General features: G+C 57.1%; 20 protein-coding genes. 15 read left to right on the top strand and 5 right to left on the bottom strand.

Features of this window, described 5'->3' with window-relative positions:
- Positions 1 to 17: 17 nt before the first annotated feature.
- From rbsC to kup, 4 genes are all read right to left on the bottom strand, one after another.
- Positions 18 to 986: a ribose ABC transporter permease gene (gene rbsC, locus M6G53_RS10635; protein WP_019455467.1), complete on the bottom strand. Its 969-nt coding sequence runs from the start codon at positions 984 to 986 to the stop codon at positions 18 to 20.
- A gap of 6 nt (positions 987 to 992) precedes the next feature.
- A complete protein-coding gene (rbsA, locus tag M6G53_RS10630) occupies positions 993 to 2498 on the bottom strand; it encodes a ribose ABC transporter ATP-binding protein RbsA (protein WP_019455468.1) in 1506 nt (501 codons plus the stop codon).
- 7 nt (positions 2499 to 2505) lie between these two features.
- Entirely contained in the window at positions 2506 to 2925 is a 420-nt protein-coding gene (rbsD, locus tag M6G53_RS10625; protein ID WP_253331142.1) for a D-ribose pyranase, read from the bottom strand.
- A gap of 172 nt (positions 2926 to 3097) precedes the next feature.
- Positions 3098 to 4966 (bottom strand): low affinity potassium transporter Kup, encoded by a 1869-nt coding sequence (gene kup / locus M6G53_RS10620; RefSeq protein WP_253331140.1) that lies wholly within the window; start codon positions 4964 to 4966, stop codon positions 3098 to 3100.
- A 283-nt stretch (positions 4967 to 5249) separates the two neighbouring features.
- On the opposite strand from kup, the gene ravA reads away from it, so the two are divergent.
- Both ravA and viaA read left to right on the top strand, forming a co-directional pair.
- On the top strand, positions 5250 to 6758 hold the full coding sequence (ravA, locus tag M6G53_RS10615; RefSeq protein ID WP_253331138.1) for an ATPase RavA: 1509 nt from the start codon (positions 5250 to 5252) through the stop codon (positions 6756 to 6758).
- A 2-nt stretch (positions 6759 to 6760) separates the two neighbouring features.
- Entirely contained in the window at positions 6761 to 8224 is a 1464-nt protein-coding gene (viaA, locus tag M6G53_RS10610) for an ATPase RavA stimulator ViaA (RefSeq protein ID WP_253331135.1), read from the top strand.
- Between the two features lie 4 nt (positions 8225 to 8228).
- Here the strand turns inward: viaA and asnA are convergent, their stop codons facing one another.
- Positions 8229 to 9221: an aspartate--ammonia ligase gene (gene asnA, locus M6G53_RS10605; protein ID WP_253331132.1), complete on the bottom strand. Its 993-nt coding sequence runs from the start codon at positions 9219 to 9221 to the stop codon at positions 8229 to 8231.
- Between the two features lie 155 nt (positions 9222 to 9376).
- Between asnA and asnC the strand changes: the two genes are divergently transcribed.
- The 13 genes from asnC (at position 9377) to M6G53_RS10540 (ending at position 20928) form a co-directional block, all read left to right on the top strand.
- Positions 9377 to 9838: a transcriptional regulator AsnC gene (asnC, locus tag M6G53_RS10600; RefSeq protein WP_004933786.1), complete on the top strand. Its 462-nt coding sequence runs from the start codon at positions 9377 to 9379 to the stop codon at positions 9836 to 9838.
- Positions 9839 to 9938: 100 nt separating this feature from the next.
- Positions 9939 to 10379 (top strand): FMN-binding protein MioC, encoded by a 441-nt coding sequence (gene mioC, locus M6G53_RS10595; RefSeq protein ID WP_016929621.1) that lies wholly within the window; start codon positions 9939 to 9941, stop codon positions 10377 to 10379.
- A 381-nt stretch (positions 10380 to 10760) separates the two neighbouring features.
- Complete coding sequence (mnmG, locus tag M6G53_RS10590) at positions 10761 to 12650, top strand: tRNA uridine-5-carboxymethylaminomethyl(34) synthesis enzyme MnmG (RefSeq protein WP_253331129.1); 1890 nt, start codon at positions 10761 to 10763, stop codon at positions 12648 to 12650.
- 138 nt (positions 12651 to 12788) lie between these two features.
- Complete coding sequence (gene rsmG / locus M6G53_RS10585; RefSeq protein WP_253331123.1) at positions 12789 to 13409, top strand: 16S rRNA (guanine(527)-N(7))-methyltransferase RsmG; 621 nt, start codon at positions 12789 to 12791, stop codon at positions 13407 to 13409.
- A 639-nt stretch (positions 13410 to 14048) separates the two neighbouring features.
- Positions 14049 to 14432, top strand: coding sequence for a F0F1 ATP synthase subunit I (gene atpI / locus M6G53_RS10580; protein WP_253331114.1), 384 nt, complete (start codon positions 14049 to 14051; stop codon positions 14430 to 14432).
- Positions 14433 to 14454: 22 nt separating this feature from the next.
- Positions 14455 to 15231: a F0F1 ATP synthase subunit A gene (atpB, locus tag M6G53_RS10575; protein WP_025304740.1), complete on the top strand. Its 777-nt coding sequence runs from the start codon at positions 14455 to 14457 to the stop codon at positions 15229 to 15231.
- A gap of 49 nt (positions 15232 to 15280) precedes the next feature.
- A complete protein-coding gene (gene atpE / locus M6G53_RS10570) occupies positions 15281 to 15520 on the top strand; it encodes a F0F1 ATP synthase subunit C (protein WP_004093904.1) in 240 nt (79 codons plus the stop codon).
- A gap of 57 nt (positions 15521 to 15577) precedes the next feature.
- On the top strand, positions 15578 to 16048 hold the full coding sequence (gene atpF, locus M6G53_RS10565) for a F0F1 ATP synthase subunit B (protein ID WP_004933804.1): 471 nt from the start codon (positions 15578 to 15580) through the stop codon (positions 16046 to 16048).
- Between the two features lie 14 nt (positions 16049 to 16062).
- Complete coding sequence (gene atpH, locus M6G53_RS10560; RefSeq protein WP_253331108.1) at positions 16063 to 16596, top strand: F0F1 ATP synthase subunit delta; 534 nt, start codon at positions 16063 to 16065, stop codon at positions 16594 to 16596.
- A 12-nt stretch (positions 16597 to 16608) separates the two neighbouring features.
- Positions 16609 to 18150, top strand: coding sequence for a F0F1 ATP synthase subunit alpha (atpA, locus tag M6G53_RS10555; protein WP_122016995.1), 1542 nt, complete (start codon positions 16609 to 16611; stop codon positions 18148 to 18150).
- Between the two features lie 59 nt (positions 18151 to 18209).
- On the top strand, positions 18210 to 19073 hold the full coding sequence (gene atpG / locus M6G53_RS10550; RefSeq protein WP_253331106.1) for a F0F1 ATP synthase subunit gamma: 864 nt from the start codon (positions 18210 to 18212) through the stop codon (positions 19071 to 19073).
- 32 nt (positions 19074 to 19105) lie between these two features.
- Entirely contained in the window at positions 19106 to 20488 is a 1383-nt protein-coding gene (gene atpD / locus M6G53_RS10545; protein ID WP_033631385.1) for a F0F1 ATP synthase subunit beta, read from the top strand.
- A 20-nt stretch (positions 20489 to 20508) separates the two neighbouring features.
- Positions 20509 to 20928, top strand: coding sequence for a F0F1 ATP synthase subunit epsilon (locus tag M6G53_RS10540; protein WP_004933814.1), 420 nt, complete (start codon positions 20509 to 20511; stop codon positions 20926 to 20928).
- The last annotated feature ends 289 nt before the right edge of the window (positions 20929 to 21217 follow it).

Below are 21217 nucleotides of genomic sequence, written 5' to 3'. Positions count from 1 at the left end.
GATTCCTGTAGGGGAGGTTACTTGTTGCTTTTGTTATCTACCAGAACCGCCAGCAGTATCACCACTGCCTTCACGATCATTTGGTAGTAGGAAGAAACACCCAATAAATTCAGGCCGTTGTTCAGGAAGCCGAGGATCAGCGCCCCGATCAGCGTGCCGACGATGCGGCCCTTGCCGCCGGCCAGGCTGGTGCCGCCCAGCACCACGGCGGCGATGGCGTCCAGCTCATAGCCGGTGCCGGCGGTCGGCTGCGCCGACGACAGGCGCGCCACTTCGATCACCCCAGCCAGCGCTGCCAGCAGGCCGCACAGCGAGTAAACGATAATCTTCACTTTATCGACGCTGATGCCGGACAGGCGGGTCGCCGCTTCGTTGCCGCCCAGGGCATAAATATAGCGGCCCAGGCGCGTATGGTGCAGCATATACCAGGCGGCGATGAACACGATCGCCATGATCCAGATCGGCGTAGGCACGCCCAGCGGGCGGCCGATACCGAACCAGCCGAAGGTGTCGGCCACGTCGGTGAAACCGGTATTGACCGGGCTGCCGTTGGTGTACACCATGGTGACGCCGCGCAGCAGCAGCATCATCACCAGCGTGGCGATAAAGGCCTGCACTTTGCCTTTGGCGACGATCACCCCGGTGCAGGCGCCAACCGCGGCGCCCAGCGCCAATGCCGCCGCCACCGCCACCAGCGCGTTGACCTCAAAGCCGACGATCGACGCCGCCACCGCGCCGGTCAGCGCCAGCAGCGATCCCACCGACAGATCGATGCCGGAGGTGAGGATCACCAGCGTCATCCCCACCGCCATGATGGCGTTCACCGAGGTCTGCTGCAGAATATTGAACAGGTTGTTCAGGGTAAAGAAGTTCGGGCTCATGGAAGAGACCACGGCGATCAGCACCAGCAGCGCAATCAACGACTTCTGCTCTAACAGCCACTCTTTACTGAACCAGCGCTTAGCTGCGATAGTCTGGGAACTCATATCTGATTACTCCTGCTTTACGCCGTATTGCTTGCCGACGGCTGCCGCCATCAACGCTTCCTGGGTGGCCTGTTCAATCGGGAACTCGCCGCTGAGGTGCCCTTCGTGCATCACCAGAATGCGATCGCTCATGCCCATCACCTCCGGCATTTCCGAAGACACCAGAATGATGCTCAGCCCTTCCTGCTTGAACTGGTTGATTAACTGATAGATCTCTTTTTTGGCGCCGACGTCGACGCCGCGCGTCGGCTCATCGAGGATCAGCACCTTCGGCCGGGTCATCAGGCCGCGGGCGATCGCCACTTTTTGCTGATTGCCGCCGGAAAGCAGACCGATCGGCTGCTCCATCGACGGCGTTTTGATATTGAAAAGCCGGATGAAATCCCCCACCGCCTGCCGCTCGTCGGCCTGTTTCAGGCTGCCGTCGGCGCGGCTGAAGTAGCGCAGCGCGGTCAGCGACATGTTTTCCTTCACCGACATGCCCAGCACCAGGCCGTCGCGCTTGCGGTCTTCCGAGATATAGACGATGCCGTTCGCCAACCCGTCCTGCGGCGAATGGGTCACCACGTCGCGGCCGTCCAGGCTGACGGTGCCGGCCTTGCGCGGGGCGGCGCCGTACAGGATTTTCATCAATTCGGTGCGCCCGGCGCCCATCAGCCCGGCCACGCCGAGGATTTCGCCGCGGTACAGCGTAAAGCTGACGTCTTCAACGCCAGGGCCGGAAAGGTGGCTGACTTCCAGCCGTTTTTCTCCGCGCGGCAAATCAAGGCGCGGGTACTGTTCTTCCAGCTTGCGGCCGACCATCATCTCAATCAGCGAATCTTCCTGCAGCTCGCTCACCGGCCGCTCGGCGATAAACTGCCCGTCGCGGAATACGGTCACGTCGTCGCAGATTTCAAAAATCTCTTTCAGACGGTGCGAGATATAGACGATGCCGCGCCCTTCGGCCTTCAGCTCGTTGATCACCTTGAACAGCGAAGCGGTTTCGGTGTCGGTCAGCGCATCGGTCGGTTCGTCCATGATGATCACTTTCGATTCGAAGCTCAGCACCTTGGCGATCTCCACCATCTGCTGATCGCCGATCGACAGCTCGCCCACCAGCCGGTGGCTGCTGTAGCGCAGATTGAGACGCGCCAGCAAGCGATCGGCCTCGGCGTACATGCGCTTCCAGTCAATGCGGCCGAAACGGTTGACGAACTCGCGGCCGAGGAAGATGTTTTCCGCAATGGTCAGCTGCGGGATCAGGTTCAGCTCCTGATGGATAATGCCGATGCCCGCTTCCTGCGAATCCTTAGGCCCGTTGAACGCCACCTCTTTACCGAGAAAATACTGGCTGCCGGCGTCTTTCTGGTAGATGCCGGTCAGCACTTTCATCATGGTGGACTTCCCGGCGCCGTTTTCCCCTACCAGCGCCATCACCTTGCCGGGATAGACGCTGAGGGCCGCGCCGGAAAGCGCCTTCACGCCGGGAAAGGCTTTATCAATCCCTTTCAGTTGCAGTAAAGGTTGCATACGCGCCTCAGAAAGTTACGCCGGCGCACAGGATCACGTTCGCGTAAGGCGAACACTCCCCGCTGCGGATCACCGCCCGGCTGTGCTCGGTTTGCGCTTTAAACGCCTGATGGCTGATATAGCGCACGCTGATGGTGTTACCCTGGCGTTGGCCCAGTGCGGTCAGTTCAGCCAACAGTGTCTCATGGAGCGACGGATTCTGTTTCACGAGCTCTTCCGCCAGGATGGCGCTTTCTACCTGCATCTCTTGCGTGACCGCCGCGAACACCTGCATGAAGGTCGGCACGCCCTGCGTCAGCGCCAGATCGATGCGTTGCGTCGCCGCCGGTATCGGCAGGCCCGCGTCGCACAGGGTGAGCTGGTCGGTATGCCCCAGCCGGGCAATCACGGCAGACACGTCGGAATTCAGTAATACGCCTTTTTTCATCTTCTCACTCCGCTAGCGAAACGTTTCGCTCTCTGGGGGGAGTTTAAAAAAACGACAGGGGAAGGCAACCGGGACAATGCAGAAGTGTGATCGCTATCGAAACGTTTCGTTCACGCCCGGACAATGCACAAACAAAAGGGGCTCAGCCATGCTGAGCCCCTTATCAGGCGGGTTAGATCTCGACCTGCGTGCCGAGCTCAATGACCCGGTTCGGCGGGATCTCAAACTGATCCGGCGCACGCAGCGCGTTGCGGCTCAGGGCGATGAACAGTTTACCGCGCAGGTAGAGGTACCACGGCCGCTTGGTGAGGATCAGCGATTCATGGGACATGAAGAACGAGGTCTCCGACATGCGGCACGGCAACCCTTCCAACCCGCAGCGGTGGAACACCTCCTCGACGTTCGGCGTTTCGCGCCAGCCGTAGCTGGCCACCACCCGCCAGAAAGTCGGCGACAGCTGTTCGATGGTCACCCGACGCACGTTGTGCACGTAAGGCGCATCCTCGGTGCGCAGCGTCAGCAGCACCACGCGCTCATGCAGCACCTTGTTGTGCTTCAGGTTGTGCAGCAGCGCAAAAGGAATGACGTTGGTGGCGCGCGACATGAACACCGCGGTACCCGGCACCCGCACCGGCGGCGATTTCTCCAGCGAGGCGATCATCGCCTCCAGCGAGTTGCCGTGTTCATGCAGGCGGCGCAACAGGCGGAAGCGTTCGCTCTTCCAGGTGGTCATAATGATGAACATCACCAGCGCCAGGGTCAGCGGCAACCAGCCGCCGGAGAACAGTTTCAGGGCGTTGGCGGAGAACATCGGCACGTCGATGATCAGCAAGATGGTCACGATGCCGATCGCCAGGAAGCGATTCCAGTGCCAGTTGTTGATCGCCACCGAGGTGACCAGAATGCTGGTCAGCACCATGGTGCCGGTAACGGCGATGCCGTACGCCGCCGCCAGGTTGCTGGAGTGTTCGAAACCGATGATCACCAGCACCACCGAGATGTACAGCGTCCAGTTAATCACCGGAATATAGATCTGGCCGGATTCCATTTCGGAGGTGTGAATGATGCGCATCGGCGACAGATAGCCCAGACGCACCGCCTGGCGGGTCAGCGAGAAGACGCCGGAAATCACCGCCTGCGAGGCGATGACCGTCGCCAGGGTCGCCAGAATCAGCAGCGGGATCAGCGCCCAGTCGGGTGCCAGCAGGAAGAACGGGTTTTTGATCGCCTCCGGGTTTTTCAGCAGCAGCGCACCCTGGCCGAAGTAGTTGAGCACCAGCGAAGGCAGCACCACGGTGAACCAGGCCAGGCGAATCGGGAACTTGCCGAAGTGCCCCATATCGGCATACAGCGCCTCGACGCCAGTGATCGACAGCACCACCGCCCCCAGCGCGAAGAACGACACCTTCTTATATTCCATGAAGAAGTTGAGCGCCCATTTGGGGTTCAGCGCCTGTAGCACTTCCGGGTTCGACATGATGCTGCGCGCGCCCAGCACCGCCAACACGATGAACCACAGCAGCATCACCGGGGCAAACAGCTTGCCGACGCTGCCGGTGCCGTGCTTTTGGATAACGAACAGCAGCGTCAGCACCAGAATGGAGAGCGGCACGATATAGGCGTCAAGCGCGGGCGCGGCGATTTCCAGCCCCTCGATCGCCGACATCACCGAGATCGCCGGGGTGATCACCACCTCGCCATAGAAGAAGCTGCCGCCGATGAGGCCCAGTATCACCAGCACCGCGGTGGTGCGCGCCGAGGTGTTGCGCCCGGCCAGCGACATCAGCGTCAGAATGCCGCCCTCGCCGGCGTTGTCCGCGCGCATCACGTAGGTGAGATATTTGAGGGAAACGATCACAATCAGCATCCAGAAAATCAGCGACAGGAAGCCGAAAACCACGTCTGGACGAACATCGAAGCCGTAATGGCCGGAGAAACACTCTCTCAGCGTATAGAGAGGGCTGGTGCCGATATCACCGTAGACCACGCCGATAGCCGCCAGGGTTACCGCCGATAAGGACTGTTTATGCTCTGCGCTCATAGTTCGTTTCTTTATCAGAACATCCGTTAGCGATGCATCCGCATCAGGCAAAATACGGGCTCAAAGATCCGTCACGCCCACCAGAAAGCCGCACAGTATGCACCATTTATACCGCTTGCCTACCCTTATATCAGAGCCGAAAAATAAACAAAATGTGAACCGGATATCCGGCTGAACTTAGAAAAATATTACTAATCAACAAGCTATACTATTAAAAATAATGGTGGTTTATCATCGGATTATCGACCAAGATTGGCTAACTCTCGGACAATGCGACGATTATATGACGCCATCATCCCTTCTGGCAGAACGAATTTCCCGCCTCAGCAGCGCGCTGGAGAGCGGTCTTTATGAGCGGCAAGAAGCGATCCGCCTGTGCCTGCTGGCGGCGCTGAGCGGCGAAAGCGTATTCCTGCTCGGCCCGCCCGGCATCGCCAAGAGCCTGATCGCACGCCGGCTGAAGTTTGCCTTCCGCAACGCCCGCTCCTTTGAATACCTGATGACGCGCTTTTCCACGCCGGAAGAGGTCTTCGGCCCGCTCTCTATTCAGGCGCTGAAAGATGAAGGGCGCTATCAGCGCCTGACCGCCGGCTACCTGCCGGAAGCGGAGATCGTGTTTTTGGACGAGATCTGGAAGGCCGGCCCGGCGATCCTCAACACCCTGCTGACGGCGATCAACGAACGGCGCTTTCGCAACGGCAACAGCGAAGAGCCGATCCCGCTGCGCCTGCTGGTCACTGCCTCCAACGAACTGCCTGAAGCGGACAACAGCCTCGAAGCCCTGTATGACCGCATGCTGATCCGCCTGTGGCTGGACAAGGTGCAGGATAAGCAGAATTTCCGCTCGCTGTTGGTCAACCGCCAGAACGAGAGCCAAAACCCGGTGCCGGCGGCGCTGAGCGTCAGTGATGAAGAATTCCTGCAGTGGCAGCCGCAGATCGACAAGGTGGCGCTGCCGGAAGCCTGCTTTGAGCTGATTTTCCAGCTGCGCCAGCGGCTGGACGCGCTGGAACAGGCGCCGTACGTCTCCGATCGACGCTGGAAAAAAGCCCTGCGCCTGTTGCAGGCCTGCGCCTTCTTCAGCGGCCGCGACGCCATCGCCCCGCTCGACCTGATGCTGCTGAAAGACTGCCTGTGGCACGATCTCACCTCGCTAAAGCTGCTGCAACAGCAGATCGACCAGCTGTTGACTGAATCGGCCTATCAGCAGCAATCGATGCTGATCCAGCTGCAACAGATCCACACCCGCTGGCTGCAGGATCAGCAACAACAAAGCGATCGGCAGGCCATCAGCCTGGTGAAAAAGGGCGGCATGTTCAGCCGCAAACCGCAATACGCGCCGGCCACGCCGTTCGCTGGCGGCACGCTCACCCTGCTGCTGCAAAAACCGCTGCAGCTGCATGACATTCAGGTCAACCATCTGAGCATCGAGAGCAGCGTGCTGGATAACTGGCTGCAAAAAGGCGGCGACGTGCGCGCCAAGCTGAACGGCATCGGCTTCGCGCAGCCGATCGATTTGGACGTCGACGACCAACTGCACCTAACGGTGCTGGACGTCAGCCGCCAGCCTTCGCTGCTGGCGCTGCCGGGCAAACAGGCCACCGCCACGCCGCAGGCGCTGCTGGATGAAATGGACGCGTTGGCCCAGCACCTGGCGGAACAGCGCCGCGCCTTCAGCCAGCATCAGCCCTGTCTGTTCACCCCCGCCGCCGGCCTGGCCAAGATCGAAGCCAGTCTGCTGCAGGTGGCAGAGCAGGTTAAACAGCAGCTGCAGCAAATGCGCGGCCAGTAACCATGCTCAGTCTGGAGACGCTCGATCTGCTGCTGGCGATCACCGAAGGCGAGATGATCGAGGAGATGATCGTCGGCATGCTGGCGGCGCCGCAGCTGTCGGTGTTCTTTAAAAAGTTTCCGGCCATTCGCCGGGCGCTGGATCGCGATCTGCCACGCTGGAAACTGCAGCTCAAGGAGCGTCTGCAGGAGGCCATGGTGCCACCGGCGCTGGCGCAGGAATTTTACCGCTATCAACAGTGCCAGCTGGAGAACAACACCCAGTTCTATCACAACCTCAACGACACGATGGAGCTGCTGCGCCAGCTGGTCTCGCCGTTTTATGAACAGGCGCGCGCGCTGCTGGACGCCGCCGATCTGCCCAACCATCCGCTGGACGACAGCTTCCAAACCCTGTTCCTGCAGCGCTGGCGCATCAGCCTGACGCTGCAGGCCACCATGCTGCACCACCAGCTGCTGGAACAAGAGCGCGAGCAGCTGATGGCGGAACTGCAGGAGCGCCTGGCGCTGAGCGGCGCGCTGGAGCCGCTGCTGTCGGAAAACGACACCGCCGCCGGCAGGCTGTGGGACATGAGCAAAGGCCAACTGCAGCGCGGCGATTACCAGCGGCTGGTGGAGTACGGCAACTTTTTGCAGCAGCAGCCGGAGTTGAAAAAGCTGGCGCAGCAGCTGGGCCGCAGCTATCAGGCCAAGGCGGTGCAGCAACAGGACGCGCAACCGGAGCCGTTCAGGGTGATGGTGCAGGTGCCGGCCACGCTGCCGGAAGAAGTGAGCGGCATTCATCAAAGCGACGACATCCTGCGCCTGCTGCCGCCGGAGCTGGCGACGTTGGGGATTGAAGAACTGGAGTTCGAGTTTTATCGCCGCCTGCTGGAAAAGCGGCTGCTGAGCTACCGGCTGCAGGGCGACGTCTGGCAGGAGCAGGTCCTGATCCGTCAGGTCACCCACCAGCAGCAGGATCAACAGCCGCGCGGGCCGTTTATCGTCTGCGTGGACACCTCAGGATCGATGGGCGGCTTCAACGAACAGTGCGCCAAGGCGTTCTGCCTCGCTCTGCTGCGCATTGCGCTGGCGGACAACCGCCGCTGCTACATCATGCTGTTCGCCAACCAGATCGTGCATTACGAGCTCACCGCCGCCAGCGGCATCGAACAGGCGGTGCGCTTTCTCGGCCAGCAGTTTCGCGGCGGCACCGATCTGGCGGCCTGCCTGAACGCCACCGTCATCAAAATGGCGGAAAGCGGCTGGTTCGACGCCGATGCGGTGATCATTTCCGATTTTATCGCCCAGCGGTTGCCGGAGGAGGTAATAAAGAAGGTGAAACAGCAGCAGCAAAGCCACCAGCAGCGTTTCCATGCGGTGGCGATGTCCGCCTACGGCAAACCCGGCATCATGCGCATCTTCGATCATATCTGGCGCTTCGATACCGGGCTGAAAAGCCGTTTGATGCGCCGCTGGCGGCGCTAGGCGGTTAGAGCAGGCCTTCGACCGCCCCGCGCACTTCCGGCGACCACACGCCGCACTGCACCTGGCCGATATGCGACAGTTGCAACAGTAGCATCACCAAACGCGACTGGCCGATACCGCCGCCGATGGTCTGCGGCATATCACCGCGCAACAGCGACTGGTGCCACTCCAGCTTCATGCGCTCTTCGTCACCGGTCAGCGCCAGCTGATGTTTCAGCGCGGCGGCGTCGACGCGGATGCCCATAGAGGACAGCTCGAAAGCGTCCTGCAGCACCGGGTTCCACACCACGATATCGCCGTTCAGGCCCGCCAGGCCATCCGCCGCCGGCGTGGTCCAGTCATCATAATCCGGCGCCCGCACATCGTGCGATTTGCCGTGCGACAGCTTGCCGCCGATGCCGATCAGGAATACCGCGCCCAGCTCTTTGGCGATCGCCCTCTCGCGCCCTTTGGCGTCCAGATCCGGGTAGCGCTGCAGCAGGGTTTCGCTGTGCACAAAGTGGATCTGTGCCGGCAGGAACGGGGTCAGGCCATGCTCGCGGCTGACTTCCGCCTCCGTCGCCTTGATGGCGGCGTAAATGCTCCGCACGGTGCTTTTCAGGTAGTCCATGCTGCGCTCACCGTCGCCCATCACCCGCTCCCAGTCCCACTGATCGACGTACACCGAGTGGATCGGCGTCAGGCGATCTTCATCCGGGCGCAGCGCCTTCATATGGGTGTACAGGCCTTCGCCGGCGCCGAAATCGTAGCTACCCAGGGTTTTGCGTTTCCATTTCGCCAGTGAATGCACCACTTCGAAGGTGGTATCCGGCAGGGTTTTGACCTTAACCTGCACCGCTTTCTCGCTGCCGGAGAGGTTATCCTGCGTGCCATCGCCCAAACGGCTGAGGATCGGGGCCTGCACTTCGATCAGACCGAGCTGTTGCTCCAGCTGGCGGGAGAAGAAGGATTTGACCTGGCTGATTTGTTGTTGTTTTTGGATAAACTGTTTTTTCATTGCCGTATCTCTTGTAAACCTGTCTCTGTTGCCATCGATTAAGCAACAAAATGATACGCCAATTCAATATCCACTAATCAATATTGCCTTTTCACTTTTAATCGTTCATTTTTACCCGGACAGAATTCAACAATCGTTAATTAATGGGGGATTAAATGGCGGAAATTTATCAGATCGATAATCTCGATCGCGGCATCCTCAACGCTCTAATGGACAACGCGCGCACACCGTACGCCGAACTGGCGAAAAACTTCGCCGTCAGCCCCGGCACCATTCATGTACGGGTGGAGAAGATGAAACAGGCCGGGATTATCACCGGCGCGCGCATCGACGTCAGCCCCAAACAGCTGGGCTACGACGTGTGCTGCTTTATCGGCATCATATTAAAGAGCGCCAAAGACTATCCTTCGGCGCTGAAGAAGCTGGAAAGCCTGGAGGAAGTGGTGGAAGCCTATTACACCACCGGCCACTACAGCGTCTTTATCAAGGTGATGTGCCGATCGATCGACGCGCTGCAACAGGTACTTATCAACAAGATCCAGACCATCGACGAGATCCAGTCTACCGAAACGCTGATCTCGCTGCAGAACCCCATTATGCGCACCATCGTGCCGTAACCCGCCAAATTGCATACCCACATTATCCACAGGTAGATCCCAGCCGATTCACAGCGTACAATGCAGCCTCTTTGAGTGAGAAGGTTGGGATCGTTGGTTCATGGCAGACATAACTCTGATCAGTGGCAGTACGCTTGGCAGCGCCGAATACGTGGCTGAACATTTGGCTGAAAAGCTGGAAGACGCGGGTTTCTCTACCGAGATGCTGCACGGCCCTGAACTGGATGAGCTGCCGTTGACCGGTCGCTGGCTGGTGGTTTCTTCCACGCACGGCGCCGGCGAACTGCCGGATAACCTTCAGCCGTTACTGGAGCAGATCGCCGAACAACAGCCGGATCTTTCCGAGGTGCAGTTCGGCGCCGTCGGTTTGGGCAGTTCGGAATACGACACCTTCTGCGGCGCGATCAAACAGATCGACGATCTGTTGATCGCCAGAGGCGCGAAAAGGATCGGCGATCGTCTCGAGATCGACGTGACCGAGCATGAAATTCCCGAGGATCCGGCCGAGGAATGGGTAAAAAACTGGATTAATTTACTCTAATTCGCCTAAAGATCGTGCGAACGATTGTGGATAACTATACTTAAAAGCAGGGTAAAAGCCGTAGTTATCCCAATAACAACCGCAGTACGCTTTTTGTCCTGTGCATAACAAGCCTTTTAGATCCCAGCTTATCTGCGTCGGGATCACCGATCATTCACAGCAAACGATCCTCCTTAATCTGCTGATCTTCATCGTGAATAGTCACTTATCCACAGAGGATCGCGATCCTAATAAGAGATCTAATAAAGAGATCTTTAAATAAAAAAGATCTTCTTTTAATTACCGACGATCCTGACCACTTGGTCGATCGTCTAAACTTGAGTAGAATCCCCCACCCCAGGGCAAATAACGATCGTTCGCAATACGGCGAGGTGCAGTTCCATGTTTTATCCAGATCAATTTGACGTCATCATCATCGGTGGTGGCCATGCAGGGACCGAGGCCGCCATGGCCGCGGCGCGCATGGGGCGTCAAACTTTATTATTGACACACAATATCGATACGCTGGGACAGATGTCCTGCAACCCGGCGATTGGCGGTATTGGTAAAGGGCATCTGGTTAAGGAAATTGATGCACTTGGCGGCCTGATGGCGAAAGCGATCGACCATGCCGGCATCCAGTTTAGGATACTAAACGCCAGCAAAGGCCCTGCCGTTCGCGCCACGCGCGCTCAGGCGGATCGCGTACTGTATCGCCAGGCGATCCGTACCGCGTTGGAGAACCAACCCAACCTGATGATCTTCCAACAACCCGTTGAGGATCTGATCGTCGAAAACGATCGCGTGGTGGGGGCCGTTACCCAAATGGGCCTGAAATTCCGCGCCAAGGCGGTGGTATTGACGGTCGGCACTTTCCTGGACGGCAAGATCCACATCGGCCTGGAGAATTACAGCGGCGGCCGCGCCGGGGATCCGCCTTCGATCTCGCTGTCGCAGCGTTTGCGTGAGCTGCCGCTGCGCGTTAACCGCTTGAAAACCGGTACGCCGCCGCGCATCGACGCCCGCACTATCGACTTCAGCGTACTGGCACCACAACACGGCGATACGCCGGTACCGGTATTCTCGTTCCTGGGCGATGCCAGCCAGCACCCGGAACAAATGGCGTGCTACATCACCCATACCAATGAAAAAACCCATGACGTGATCCGCAATAACCTCGATCGCAGCCCGATGTATGCCGGGATCATCGAAGGGATCGGCCCACGTTACTGCCCGTCGATTGAAGACAAGGTCATGCGCTTTGCCGATCGCAACGCGCACCAGATCTTCCTCGAGCCGGAAGGCCTGACCAGCAACGAGATTTACCCTAACGGGATTTCTACCAGCCTGCCGTTCGACGTGCAGATGCAGATCGTCCGTTCGATGGAAGGCATGCAGAACGCACGTATTATTCGCCCTGGTTACGCCATTGAGTACGATTTCTTCGATCCGCGCGATCTGAAGCCTACGCTGGAAAGCAAATTCATTCAGGGGCTGTTCTTCGCCGGTCAGATCAACGGCACCACCGGGTATGAAGAAGCTGCTGCACAGGGCCTGCTGGCCGGTCTGAACGCCGGGCGCTTCGCCGACGAACAGGAAGGCTGGGCGCCGCGTCGCGATCAGGCCTACCTGGGCGTACTGGTGGACGATCTCAGCACCCTCGGCACCAAAGAGCCGTACCGCATGTTTACCTCACGCGCCGAGTATCGTCTGATGCTGCGCGAAGACAACGCCGATCTCCGCCTGACGGAAAAAGGCCGTGAACTGGGCCTGGTGGACGACGTGCGTTGGGCGCGTTACAGCGAGAAGCTGGAACGAATCGAACGCGAACGCCAGCGCCTGCGTGATATCTGGATGCACCCGCACGCCGAGAACGTCGAACAGGTCAATGCGCTGCTGAAAGCGCCGTTGTCGCGCGAAGCGAACGGCGAAGAGCTGCTGCGCCGCCCTGAGATGGATTACGCGCAGCTGACCGGCACCGACGCCTTCGCGCCGCCGCTGGACGACGTACAAGCTGCCGAACAGGTCGAGATCCAGGTCAAATACGAAGGCTACATCGCTCGCCAGCAGGAAGAGATCGAAAAACAGCAGCGCAACGAGAACACCGTGCTGCCGTTGGATCTCGATTACCGTCAGGTTTCTGGGCTGTCGAACGAGGTGATCGCCAAACTGAACGATCACAAACCGAACTCCATCGGCCAGGCTTCACGCATCTCCGGCATTACGCCGGCGGCGATCTCGATTTTGCTGATCTGGCTTAAAAAGCAGGGACTGCTGCGCCGTAGCGCATAAATCTCGCTTCCAGGTGGCCGTTTGTTCATCCCATAACCAAACGGCCGCTGACATCACTTGCGCCCTGAATTATCATAGTCGCCTCATTGCGCCAGCTAACCATCCGCTGGTGGTTCAGCGCCTGCCAGAGGATCCGTTGTGCAAAAAAAATTAGACTCGCTGCTTGTGGCAGCAGGCATTGAGCTGCCCGATCAGCAGAAACAGCAACTGCTGGGTTATGTCGGCATGCTGGATAAGTGGAACAAGGCTTATAACCTCACGTCGGTGCGCGATCCGCAGCAAATGCTGGTGCGCCACATCCTCGACAGCATTGTGGTCAACCCGCATCTGCAGGGCTCGCGTTTTATCGATGTCGGCACCGGCCCCGGTTTGCCGGGTATTCCGCTGGCGATCGTGCGCCCGGACGCGCATTTCACGCTGCTCGACAGCCTGGGCAAGCGCGTGCGCTTCCTGCGCCAGGTGCAGCATGAGCTGGGCCTGAACAATGTCGAGCCGGTGCAGAGCCGAGTCGAAGCGTTCCCGGCCGAGCCACCGTTCGATGGCGTGATCAGCCGCGCGTTCGCTTCGCTGCAGGATATGCTGTCCTGGTGTCATCACCTGCCGGCGAAAGGGCAGGGGCGTTTTTACGCGTTGAAAGGCGTGCGCCCGGATGAAGAGCTGACGCAGCTGCCGGCAGGCGTTAGCCTGGAGTCCATCGTGCGGCTGCAGGTGCCTGAACTGGACGGCGAACGCCATCTGGTGATTCTTAAGGCAAACTGAGTTTGCTTTTGATCAAACAAGCGTGAATTAAAGGTAGTACCAGGCTGAAAGGTAAGCAGGCTAATTAGTTGGTCGCTTTTTTTAGTTAATTTACTTTCTATTAACACAAAATACGCGGCTAATTAGCGACAATAGAGTAATTGCATTTAGAAATAGTCACGTTAGCAATCATGTGTGAAAGATTGGCCATTGCTGCTAATGTTAATTGGCTGTTGGAATATTGCCCCGCTGCTTGTCAATAAAAGGTTTTCATCGGGTATACGGATTGTTTTTGAACAGTTAACTGATAATGTTTTGATTTATATAATCTTTTGATCGCTCAAATTGCTAAAGACGGTTTGGTTGACCATCGGCTATAAATCAGGAAGAGACATTACTGTGATCGGCTTCGCGTTTCTAAACGCAACGCTGGAATAATCAGACAATTAAATGCGACCTATTATTCCGACCGTTTTCTTGTGAAAATAGGTTGGAATAGGGAAATTTAAATAATTGTTCACCTTTTCGCTACTTATCGATTGAATTCGTTGGTATGCCCCGTATAATTTGCTCGTTTTTTGCTGCTTGACTCAGGACAGCAAAAACAGTTGTATACGTCACTCAGCATACCCCCTCTGGGGTACGGAGAGAACAAACGTCATGTCTGTGTCCCTTTACAGCGGGAAAGTCGCACGCAAACTGCTGTTTTTGCAGTTAATGACTTTTGTTCTGATCAGCGTTGCTTTCTGGCTGAAAAGCCCGGAATGGGGCGCTTCGGCGCTGGCAGGCGGTTTCGCCGCCTGGTTGCCGAGTGCAATGTTTATGCTGTTTGCCTTGCGCCATCAGGCGCAAACGCCGGCGCCCGGTAGGGTTGCCTGGTCGTTCGCCATCGGCGAGGGGCTAAAGGTCGTGATCACCATCGTTTTACTGATCGTGGCGCTGGGGGTGTTCAAGGCGGAGTTTATACCGCTTGGCCTGACCTATTTAGCGGTGTTAGTGGTGCAGATAGTGGCACCGGCCGTGATTAACAGTTACCGAAATTAACTAAATAAAGGGTAGAGGCATCATGTCTGCAGAGGGATACAACAGTCCACAGGAGTATATCGGTCACCACCTGACGCAGCTTCAGGTCGGGACTGGGTTTTGGTCGATTAACCTCGACTCGATGTTTTTCTCCGTCGTCCTCGGGGTTTTGTTCCTGGTGATTTTCCGCAAAGTGGCCAAAAACGCCACCAGCGGCGTGCCGGGTAAACTGCAAACCGCCGTGGAGTTGGTGGTCGGTTTCGTCGACAGCAGCGTGCGCGATATGTACCACGGCAAGAGCAAGGTGATTGCGCCGCTGGCGTTGACCGTGTTCGTCTGGGTGTTCCTGATGAACCTGATGGACCTGATTCCGGTAGACTTCCTGCCGTTCATCGGGGCTCATCTCGGTCTGCCTGCGCTGCGCGTCGTGCCTACCGCCGACGTGAACGTCACGTTGTCCATGGCGCTGGGCGTGTTTATCCTGATTCTGTTCTATAGCATCAAAATGAAAGGCGTTGGCGGGTTCGTTAAAGAGTTGACCATGCAGCCGTTCAACCACCCTGTATTCATTCCTATCAACCTGATTCTTGAAGGTGTCAGCCTGCTGTCCAAACCTGTTTCACTGGGTCTGCGACTGTTCGGCAACATGTATGCGGGTGAGTTGATCTTCATCCTGATTGCCGGCCTGTTGCCGTGGTGGTCACAGTGGGTCCTGAGCTTGCCTTGGGCTATCTTCCACATCCTGATCATTACGCTTCAAGCCTTTATTTTCATGGTTCTGACGATCGTCTATCTGTCGATGGCGTCTGAAGAGCACTGATTTTCTTAAAACACTTGCACTTTTAAACTGAAACAAACTGGAGACTGTCATGGAAAACCTGAGTATGGATCTGCTGTACATGGCTGCCGCTGTGATGATGGGTTTAGCGGCAATCGGTGCTGCGATCGGTATCGGCATCCTGGGTGGTAAATTCTTGGAAGGCGCTGCTCGTCAGCCTGACCTGATTCCTCTGCTGCGTACACAGTTCTTTATCGTTATGGGTCTGGTCGACGCCATCCCGATGATCGCTGTAGGTCTGGGTCTGTACGTGATGTTCGCCGTCGCGTAAGTAGAGCAACCCTCTACGACGTAACCAAACTATTAACTTTTAAAGAGGCATTGTGCTGTGAATCTTAACGCAACAATCCTCGGCCAGGCCATCGCGTTCGTTCTGTTTGTCTGGTTCTGCATGAAGTACGTATGGCCGCCGATCATGGCTGCCATCGAGAAACGTCAGAAAGAAATCGCTGACGGCCTCGCTTCTGCAGAGCGTGCCAAAAAAGATCTGGACTTAGCGCAAGCCAATGCGACCGACCAGCTGAAAACTGCTAAAGCAGAAGCTCAGGTGATCATCGAGCAAGCGAACAAACGCAAAGCTCAGATCATGGATGAAGCGAAAGCCGAAGCCGAGCAGGAACGTAACAAAATCGTGGCGCAGGCTCAGGCTGAGATCGAAGCCGAACGTAAGCGCGCTCGTGAAGAGTTGCGTAAGCAAGTCGCGATGCTGGCAATTGCCGGCGCCGAGAAGATCATCGAACGTTCCGTGGATGAAGCTGCTAACAGCGACATCGTTGATAAACTGGTCGCTGAACTGTAAGGAGGGAGGGGCTGATGTCTGAATTTGTAACTGTAGCTCGCCCCTACGCCAAAGCAGCTTTTGACTTTGCCGTTGAGCACCAAAGCGTAGAGCGCTGGCAGGACATGCTGGCGTTTGCAGCTGTTGTCACTCGCAATGAACAGATTTCTGAACTGCTGTCTGGCGCGGTCGCGCCAGAAACGCTGTCCAAGACGTTCATCGCGGTTTGTGGCGATCGGCTCGACGAACATGGCCAGAACTTTATCCGTGTAATGGCCGAAAATGGACGTTTACTGGTTCTTCCTGCCGTGCTGCAGCAGTTCATCGAACTGCGCGCCTCGCTGGAATCCACCGTCGAAGTCGAAGTGCTCTCTGCGAGCGCGCTGAGCGACGAACAGCAGGCGAAAATCGCCGCTGCGATGGAAAAACGTCTGTCACGCAAAGTTAAGCTGAATTGCAAAATTGACAAGTCTGTACTGGCCGGCATCGTTGTTCGCGCCGGCGATATGGTGATTGATGGCAGCGTTCGCGGTCGTCTTGAACGCCTGACAGACGTCTTGCAGTCTTAAGGGGACTGGAGCATGCAACTGAATTCCACCGAAATCAGCGAACTGATCAAGCAGCGCATTGCTCAGTTCAATGTAGTGAGCGAAGCTCACAATGAAGGTACTATCGTTTCCGTCAGCGACGGGATCATCCGCGTACACGGCCTGGCCGAAGTTATGCAGGGCGAAATGATCGCGCTGCCTGGCAACCGTTACGCAATCGCATTGAACCTGGAGCGCGACTCCGTCGGTGCCGTGGTCATGGGTCCGTACGCGGATCTGGCCGAAGGCATGAAGGTTAAATGCACCGGCCGTATCCTGGAAGTTCCAGTCGGTCGTGGTCTGCTGGGCCGCGTAGTTAACACCCTGGGCGCACCAATCGACGGCAAAGGCCCAATTGAGAACGACGGTTTCTCTCCGGTAGAAGCTATCGCCCCAGGCGTTATCGAGCGTCAGTCCGTTGATCAGCCGGTTCAGACTGGCTACAAATCCGTTGACGCCATGATTCCAATCGGCCGTGGCCAGCGTGAGCTGGTGATCGGTGACCGTCAGACCGGTAAAACCGCGCTGGCGATCGATGCGATCATCAACCAACGCGACTCCGGCATCAAATGCGTTTACGTGGCTATCGGCCAGAAAGCGTCCACCATCGCTAACGTGGTGCGCAAACTGGAAGAGCACGGCGCACTGGCCAACACCATCGTGGTGGTGGCGACCGCTTCCGAATCCGCTGCACTGCAATACCTGGCACCATATGCCGGTTGCGCAATGGGCGAATACTTCCGTGACCGCGGTGAAGATGCGCTGATCGTGTACGATGACCTGTCCAAGCAGGCCGTTGCTTACCGCCAGATTTCCCTGCTGCTTCGTCGTCCGCCAGGTCGTGAAGCTTACCCAGGCGACGTATTCTACCTGCACTCCCGCTTGCTGGAGCGTGCAGCGCGCGTTAACGCCGAATACGTTGAAGCCTTCACCAAAGGTGAAGTTAAAGGTAAAACCGGTTCATTGACCGCGCTGCCGATCATTGAAACCCAGGCGGGTGACGTTTCCGCGTTCGTTCCGACCAACGTAATCTCGATTACCGATGGTCAGATCTTCCTGGAATCCAACCTGTTCAACTCCGGTATTCGTCCGGCAGTTAACCCGGGTATCTCCGTATCCCGTGTTGGTGGCGCCGCGCAGACCAAGATCATGAAGAAACTGTCCGGCGGTATCCGTACCGCGCTGGCGCAGTATCGTGAACTGGCAGCGTTCTCCCAGTTCGCCTCCGATCTGGACGACGCGACCCGCAAACAGCTGAGCCACGGTCAGAAAGTGACCGAGCTGCTGAAACAGAAACAGTATGCGCCGATGTCGGTTGCACAACAGTCTCTGGTGCTGTTTGCCGCAGAACGCGGTTACCTGAACGACGTCGAAGTCGCCAAAGTGGTGAGCTTCGAAGCCGCGCTGGTCGCCTATGCGGACCGCGAGCACGCCGAACTGCTGAACCACATTAACCAAACTGGCAACTTCAATGATGAGATCGAGGGCAAGTTGAAAGACATCCTCGAGACCTTCAAGAAAACCCAGTCCTGGTAACGCCGAACGGTCCTGCTGTTGAAAGACAGCAGGCCGTCTGGCACTGAGGAGAAGCAGAGATGGCCGGCGCAAAAGAGATACGTAGTAAGATCGCTAGCGTGCAAAACACGCAAAAGATCACTAAAGCGATGGAAATGGTCGCCGCCTCCAAAATGCGTAAATCGCAGGATCGCATGGCGGCCAGCCGTCCTTATGCAGAGACCATGCGCAAAGTGATTGGTCACCTTGCGTTAGGGAATCTGGAGTACAAGCACCCGTACCTGGATGAGCGTGACGTTAAGCGCGTCGGGTATCTGGTGGTGTCTACTGACCGTGGTCTCTGCGGCGGCTTGAACATCAACCTGTTCAAAAAGCTGCTGGCGGAGATGAAAGCCTGGTCCGAAAAAGGCGTCGAAACCGATTTGGCGCTGATTGGCTCTAAAGCGGCCTCTTTCTTTGGTTCCGTGGGCGGCAACGTGGTTGCCCAGGTGACCGGCATGGGGGACAAACCTTCCCTGTCGGATCTGATCGGGCCGGTGAAAGTGATGCTGCAGGCCTACGACGAAGGTCGTTTGGACAAGCTGTACATTGTCAGCAACAAATTTGTTAATACGATGTCCCAAGAGCCGCAGGTGCTTCAGCTGCTGCCGTTACCGCCAGCCGATGACGCAGAGCTGAAGAAAACGCCTTGGGATTACCTGTATGAACCCGATCCAAAAGTGCTGCTTGATACCTTGCTGCGCCGCTATGTGGAGTCGCAGGTTTATCAGGGCGTCGTGGAAAACCTGGCCAGCGAGCAGGCCGCACGAATGGTCGCGATGAAAGCCGCAACCGATAACGGCGGTAGCCTGATCAAAGAGCTGCAGTTGGTATACAACAAGGCGCGTCAGGCCAGCATCACTCAGGAACTCACCGAGATCGTTTCGGGAGCCTCCGCGGTTTAAGCTAGGTTTACGAATTACGTAGAGGATTCAAGATGGCTACTGGAAAGATTATCCAGGTAATCGGCGCCGTGGTGGACGTCGAGTTCCCTCAGGATGCCGTACCAAAAGTGTACGACGCCCTTGAGGTAGAAAACGGCACCGAAAAACTGGTGTTGGAAGTTCAGCAACAGCTGGGCGGTGGCGTGGTTCGCTGTATCGCAATGGGGACCTCCGACGGTCTGCGTCGCGGTCTGAAAGTGAACAACCTGGACCACCCGATTGAAGTGCCGGTGGGTAAAGCTACCCTGGGCCGTATCATGAACGTATTGGGTCAACCGATCGACATGAAAGGCGACATCGGCGAAGAAGAGCGTTGGGCGATTCACCGCGCGGCGCCAAGCTACGAAGAGCTGTCCAACTCCCAGGAACTGCTGGAAACCGGTATCAAGGTAATGGACCTGATTTGTCCATTCGCCAAGGGCGGTAAAGTCGGTCTGTTCGGCGGTGCGGGCGTGGGTAAAACCGTAAACATGATGGAGCTGATCCGTAACATCGCGATCGAGCACTCCGGTTATTCCGTGTTTGCGGGCGTGGGCGAGCGTACTCGTGAGGGTAACGACTTCTACCACGAAATGACCGACTCCAACGTTCTGGACAAAGTATCCCTGGTTTACGGCCAGATGAACGAGCCACCGGGTAACCGTCTGCGCGTTGCGCTGACCGGTCTGACCATGGCGGAGAAATTCCGTGACGAAGGCCGCGACGTTCTGCTGTTCGTTGACAACATCTACCGTTACACCCTGGCCGGTACCGAAGTGTCCGCACTTCTGGGCCGTATGCCATCCGCGGTAGGTTACCAGCCAACGCTGGCGGAAGAGATGGGCGTTCTGCAAGAACGTATCACCTCGACCAAGACCGGTTCCATCACTTCCGTACAGGCCGTTTACGTTCCTGCGGATGACTTGACTGACCCGTCACCAGCCACCACCTTTGCGCACTTGGACGCAACCGTGGTACTGAGCCGTAACATCGCTTCTCTGGGTATCTACCCGGCCGTTGACCCGCTGGATTCCACCAGCCGTCAGCTGGATCCGCTGGTTGTTGGCCAGGAGCACTACGACGTAGCGCGTGGCGTGCAGTCCATTCTGCAACGCTATCAGGAACTGAAGGATATCATCGCGATCCTGGGTATGGACGAGCTGTCTGAAGAAGACAAACTGGTCGTATCCCGTGCGCGTAAGATCCAACGCTTCCTGTCTCAGCCGTTCTTCGTGGCAGAAGTCTTCACCGGTTCTCCGGGCAAGTTCGTATCGCTGAAAGACACCATCCGTGGTTTCAAAGGCATTATGGACGGCGACTATGACCACCTGCCGGAGCAGGCGTTCTACATGGTTGGCACCATTGAAGAAGCAGTGGAAAAAGCCAAGAAACTGTAACGCCTTGAGAGGAGGGTGATATGGCTATGACTTACCATCTGGATGTAGTCAGCGCGGAAAAACAGATGTTTTCCGGCCTGGTGCAGAAGATCCAGGTGACAGGCAGCGAAGGTGAACTGGGGATCTTCCCTGGCCATGCGCCGCTGCTGACTGCCATCAAGCCTGGCATGGTGCGTATTGTTAAGCAGCACGGTGAAGAAGAGTTCATCTACCTGTCCGGCGGCATCCTCGAGGTGCAGCCGAGCGTGGTTACCGTGCTGGCGGACACTGCTATCCGTGGTACTGACCTCGACGAAGCGAGAGCGTTGGAAGCTAAGCGTAAAGCTGAAGAACACATTCGCAGCTCTCATGGCGATGTCGACTATGCTCAGGCATCCGCTGAACTGGCGAAAGCGATCGCAAAACTGCGCGTTATCGAGCTCACCAGAAAAGCGATGTAATGTTTGGGTGCCCGGCACCCAACTTTAAGAAAGCGGCCTATAGGGTCGCTTTTTTTTTACTTTAAAATAAGCATTTCAGCCCGGCGGACAGGGTGGTGTATAACCCCTGATATCGGGAAATAAACGTCGCCGATCGCCGACAGTTTTTTCGTCCCGACGCCGAATTGGCCGCGATAGCGGCAGGCCAAGGCCCACGCGGCCTACGCCGGGTTCGTGCAGAGAAATATGTAGTAATATCGTCGCTAAACGGTTTTACTTTCGTCTATCAAAATGGAGTTATCAGGTTGCT

Origin of the sequence: Serratia nevei, assembly GCF_024160145.1 — a bacterium.
Classification (GTDB): domain Bacteria; phylum Pseudomonadota; class Gammaproteobacteria; order Enterobacterales; family Enterobacteriaceae; genus Serratia; species Serratia nevei_A.
Note: the sequence above shows the minus strand (reverse complement) of the source record. Positions and strands in the feature narration are given on the sequence as shown.

Excerpts from the sequence above, each read along its gene's own strand:
- kup (WP_253331140.1), bottom strand. The coding sequence starts at position 4,966 with ATGAGCGCAGAGCATAAACAGTCCTTATCGGCGGTAACCCTGGCGGCT.
- M6G53_RS10540 (WP_004933814.1), top strand. The coding sequence starts at position 20,509 with ATGGCTATGACTTACCATCTGGATGTAGTCAGCGCGGAAAAACAGATG.
- ravA (WP_253331138.1), top strand. The coding sequence starts at position 5,250 with ATGACGCCATCATCCCTTCTGGCAGAACGAATTTCCCGCCTCAGCAGC.
- viaA (WP_253331135.1), top strand. The coding sequence starts at position 6,761 with ATGCTCAGTCTGGAGACGCTCGATCTGCTGCTGGCGATCACCGAAGGC.
- atpE (WP_004093904.1), top strand. The coding sequence starts at position 15,281 with ATGGAAAACCTGAGTATGGATCTGCTGTACATGGCTGCCGCTGTGATG.
- mioC (WP_016929621.1), top strand. The coding sequence starts at position 9,939 with ATGGCAGACATAACTCTGATCAGTGGCAGTACGCTTGGCAGCGCCGAA.
- rbsC (WP_019455467.1), bottom strand. The coding sequence starts at position 986 with ATGAGTTCCCAGACTATCGCAGCTAAGCGCTGGTTCAGTAAAGAGTGG.
- rbsA (WP_019455468.1), bottom strand. The coding sequence starts at position 2,498 with ATGCAACCTTTACTGCAACTGAAAGGGATTGATAAAGCCTTTCCCGGC.
- asnA (WP_253331132.1), bottom strand. The coding sequence starts at position 9,221 with ATGAAAAAACAGTTTATCCAAAAACAACAACAAATCAGCCAGGTCAAA.
- mnmG (WP_253331129.1), top strand. The coding sequence starts at position 10,761 with ATGTTTTATCCAGATCAATTTGACGTCATCATCATCGGTGGTGGCCAT.
- atpH (WP_253331108.1), top strand. The coding sequence starts at position 16,063 with ATGTCTGAATTTGTAACTGTAGCTCGCCCCTACGCCAAAGCAGCTTTT.
- atpD (WP_033631385.1), top strand. The coding sequence starts at position 19,106 with ATGGCTACTGGAAAGATTATCCAGGTAATCGGCGCCGTGGTGGACGTC.
- atpB (WP_025304740.1), top strand. The coding sequence starts at position 14,455 with ATGTCTGCAGAGGGATACAACAGTCCACAGGAGTATATCGGTCACCAC.
- rbsD (WP_253331142.1), bottom strand. The coding sequence starts at position 2,925 with ATGAAAAAAGGCGTATTACTGAATTCCGACGTGTCTGCCGTGATTGCC.
- atpA (WP_122016995.1), top strand. The coding sequence starts at position 16,609 with ATGCAACTGAATTCCACCGAAATCAGCGAACTGATCAAGCAGCGCATT.
- atpI (WP_253331114.1), top strand. The coding sequence starts at position 14,049 with ATGTCTGTGTCCCTTTACAGCGGGAAAGTCGCACGCAAACTGCTGTTT.
- asnC (WP_004933786.1), top strand. The coding sequence starts at position 9,377 with ATGGCGGAAATTTATCAGATCGATAATCTCGATCGCGGCATCCTCAAC.
- atpG (WP_253331106.1), top strand. The coding sequence starts at position 18,210 with ATGGCCGGCGCAAAAGAGATACGTAGTAAGATCGCTAGCGTGCAAAAC.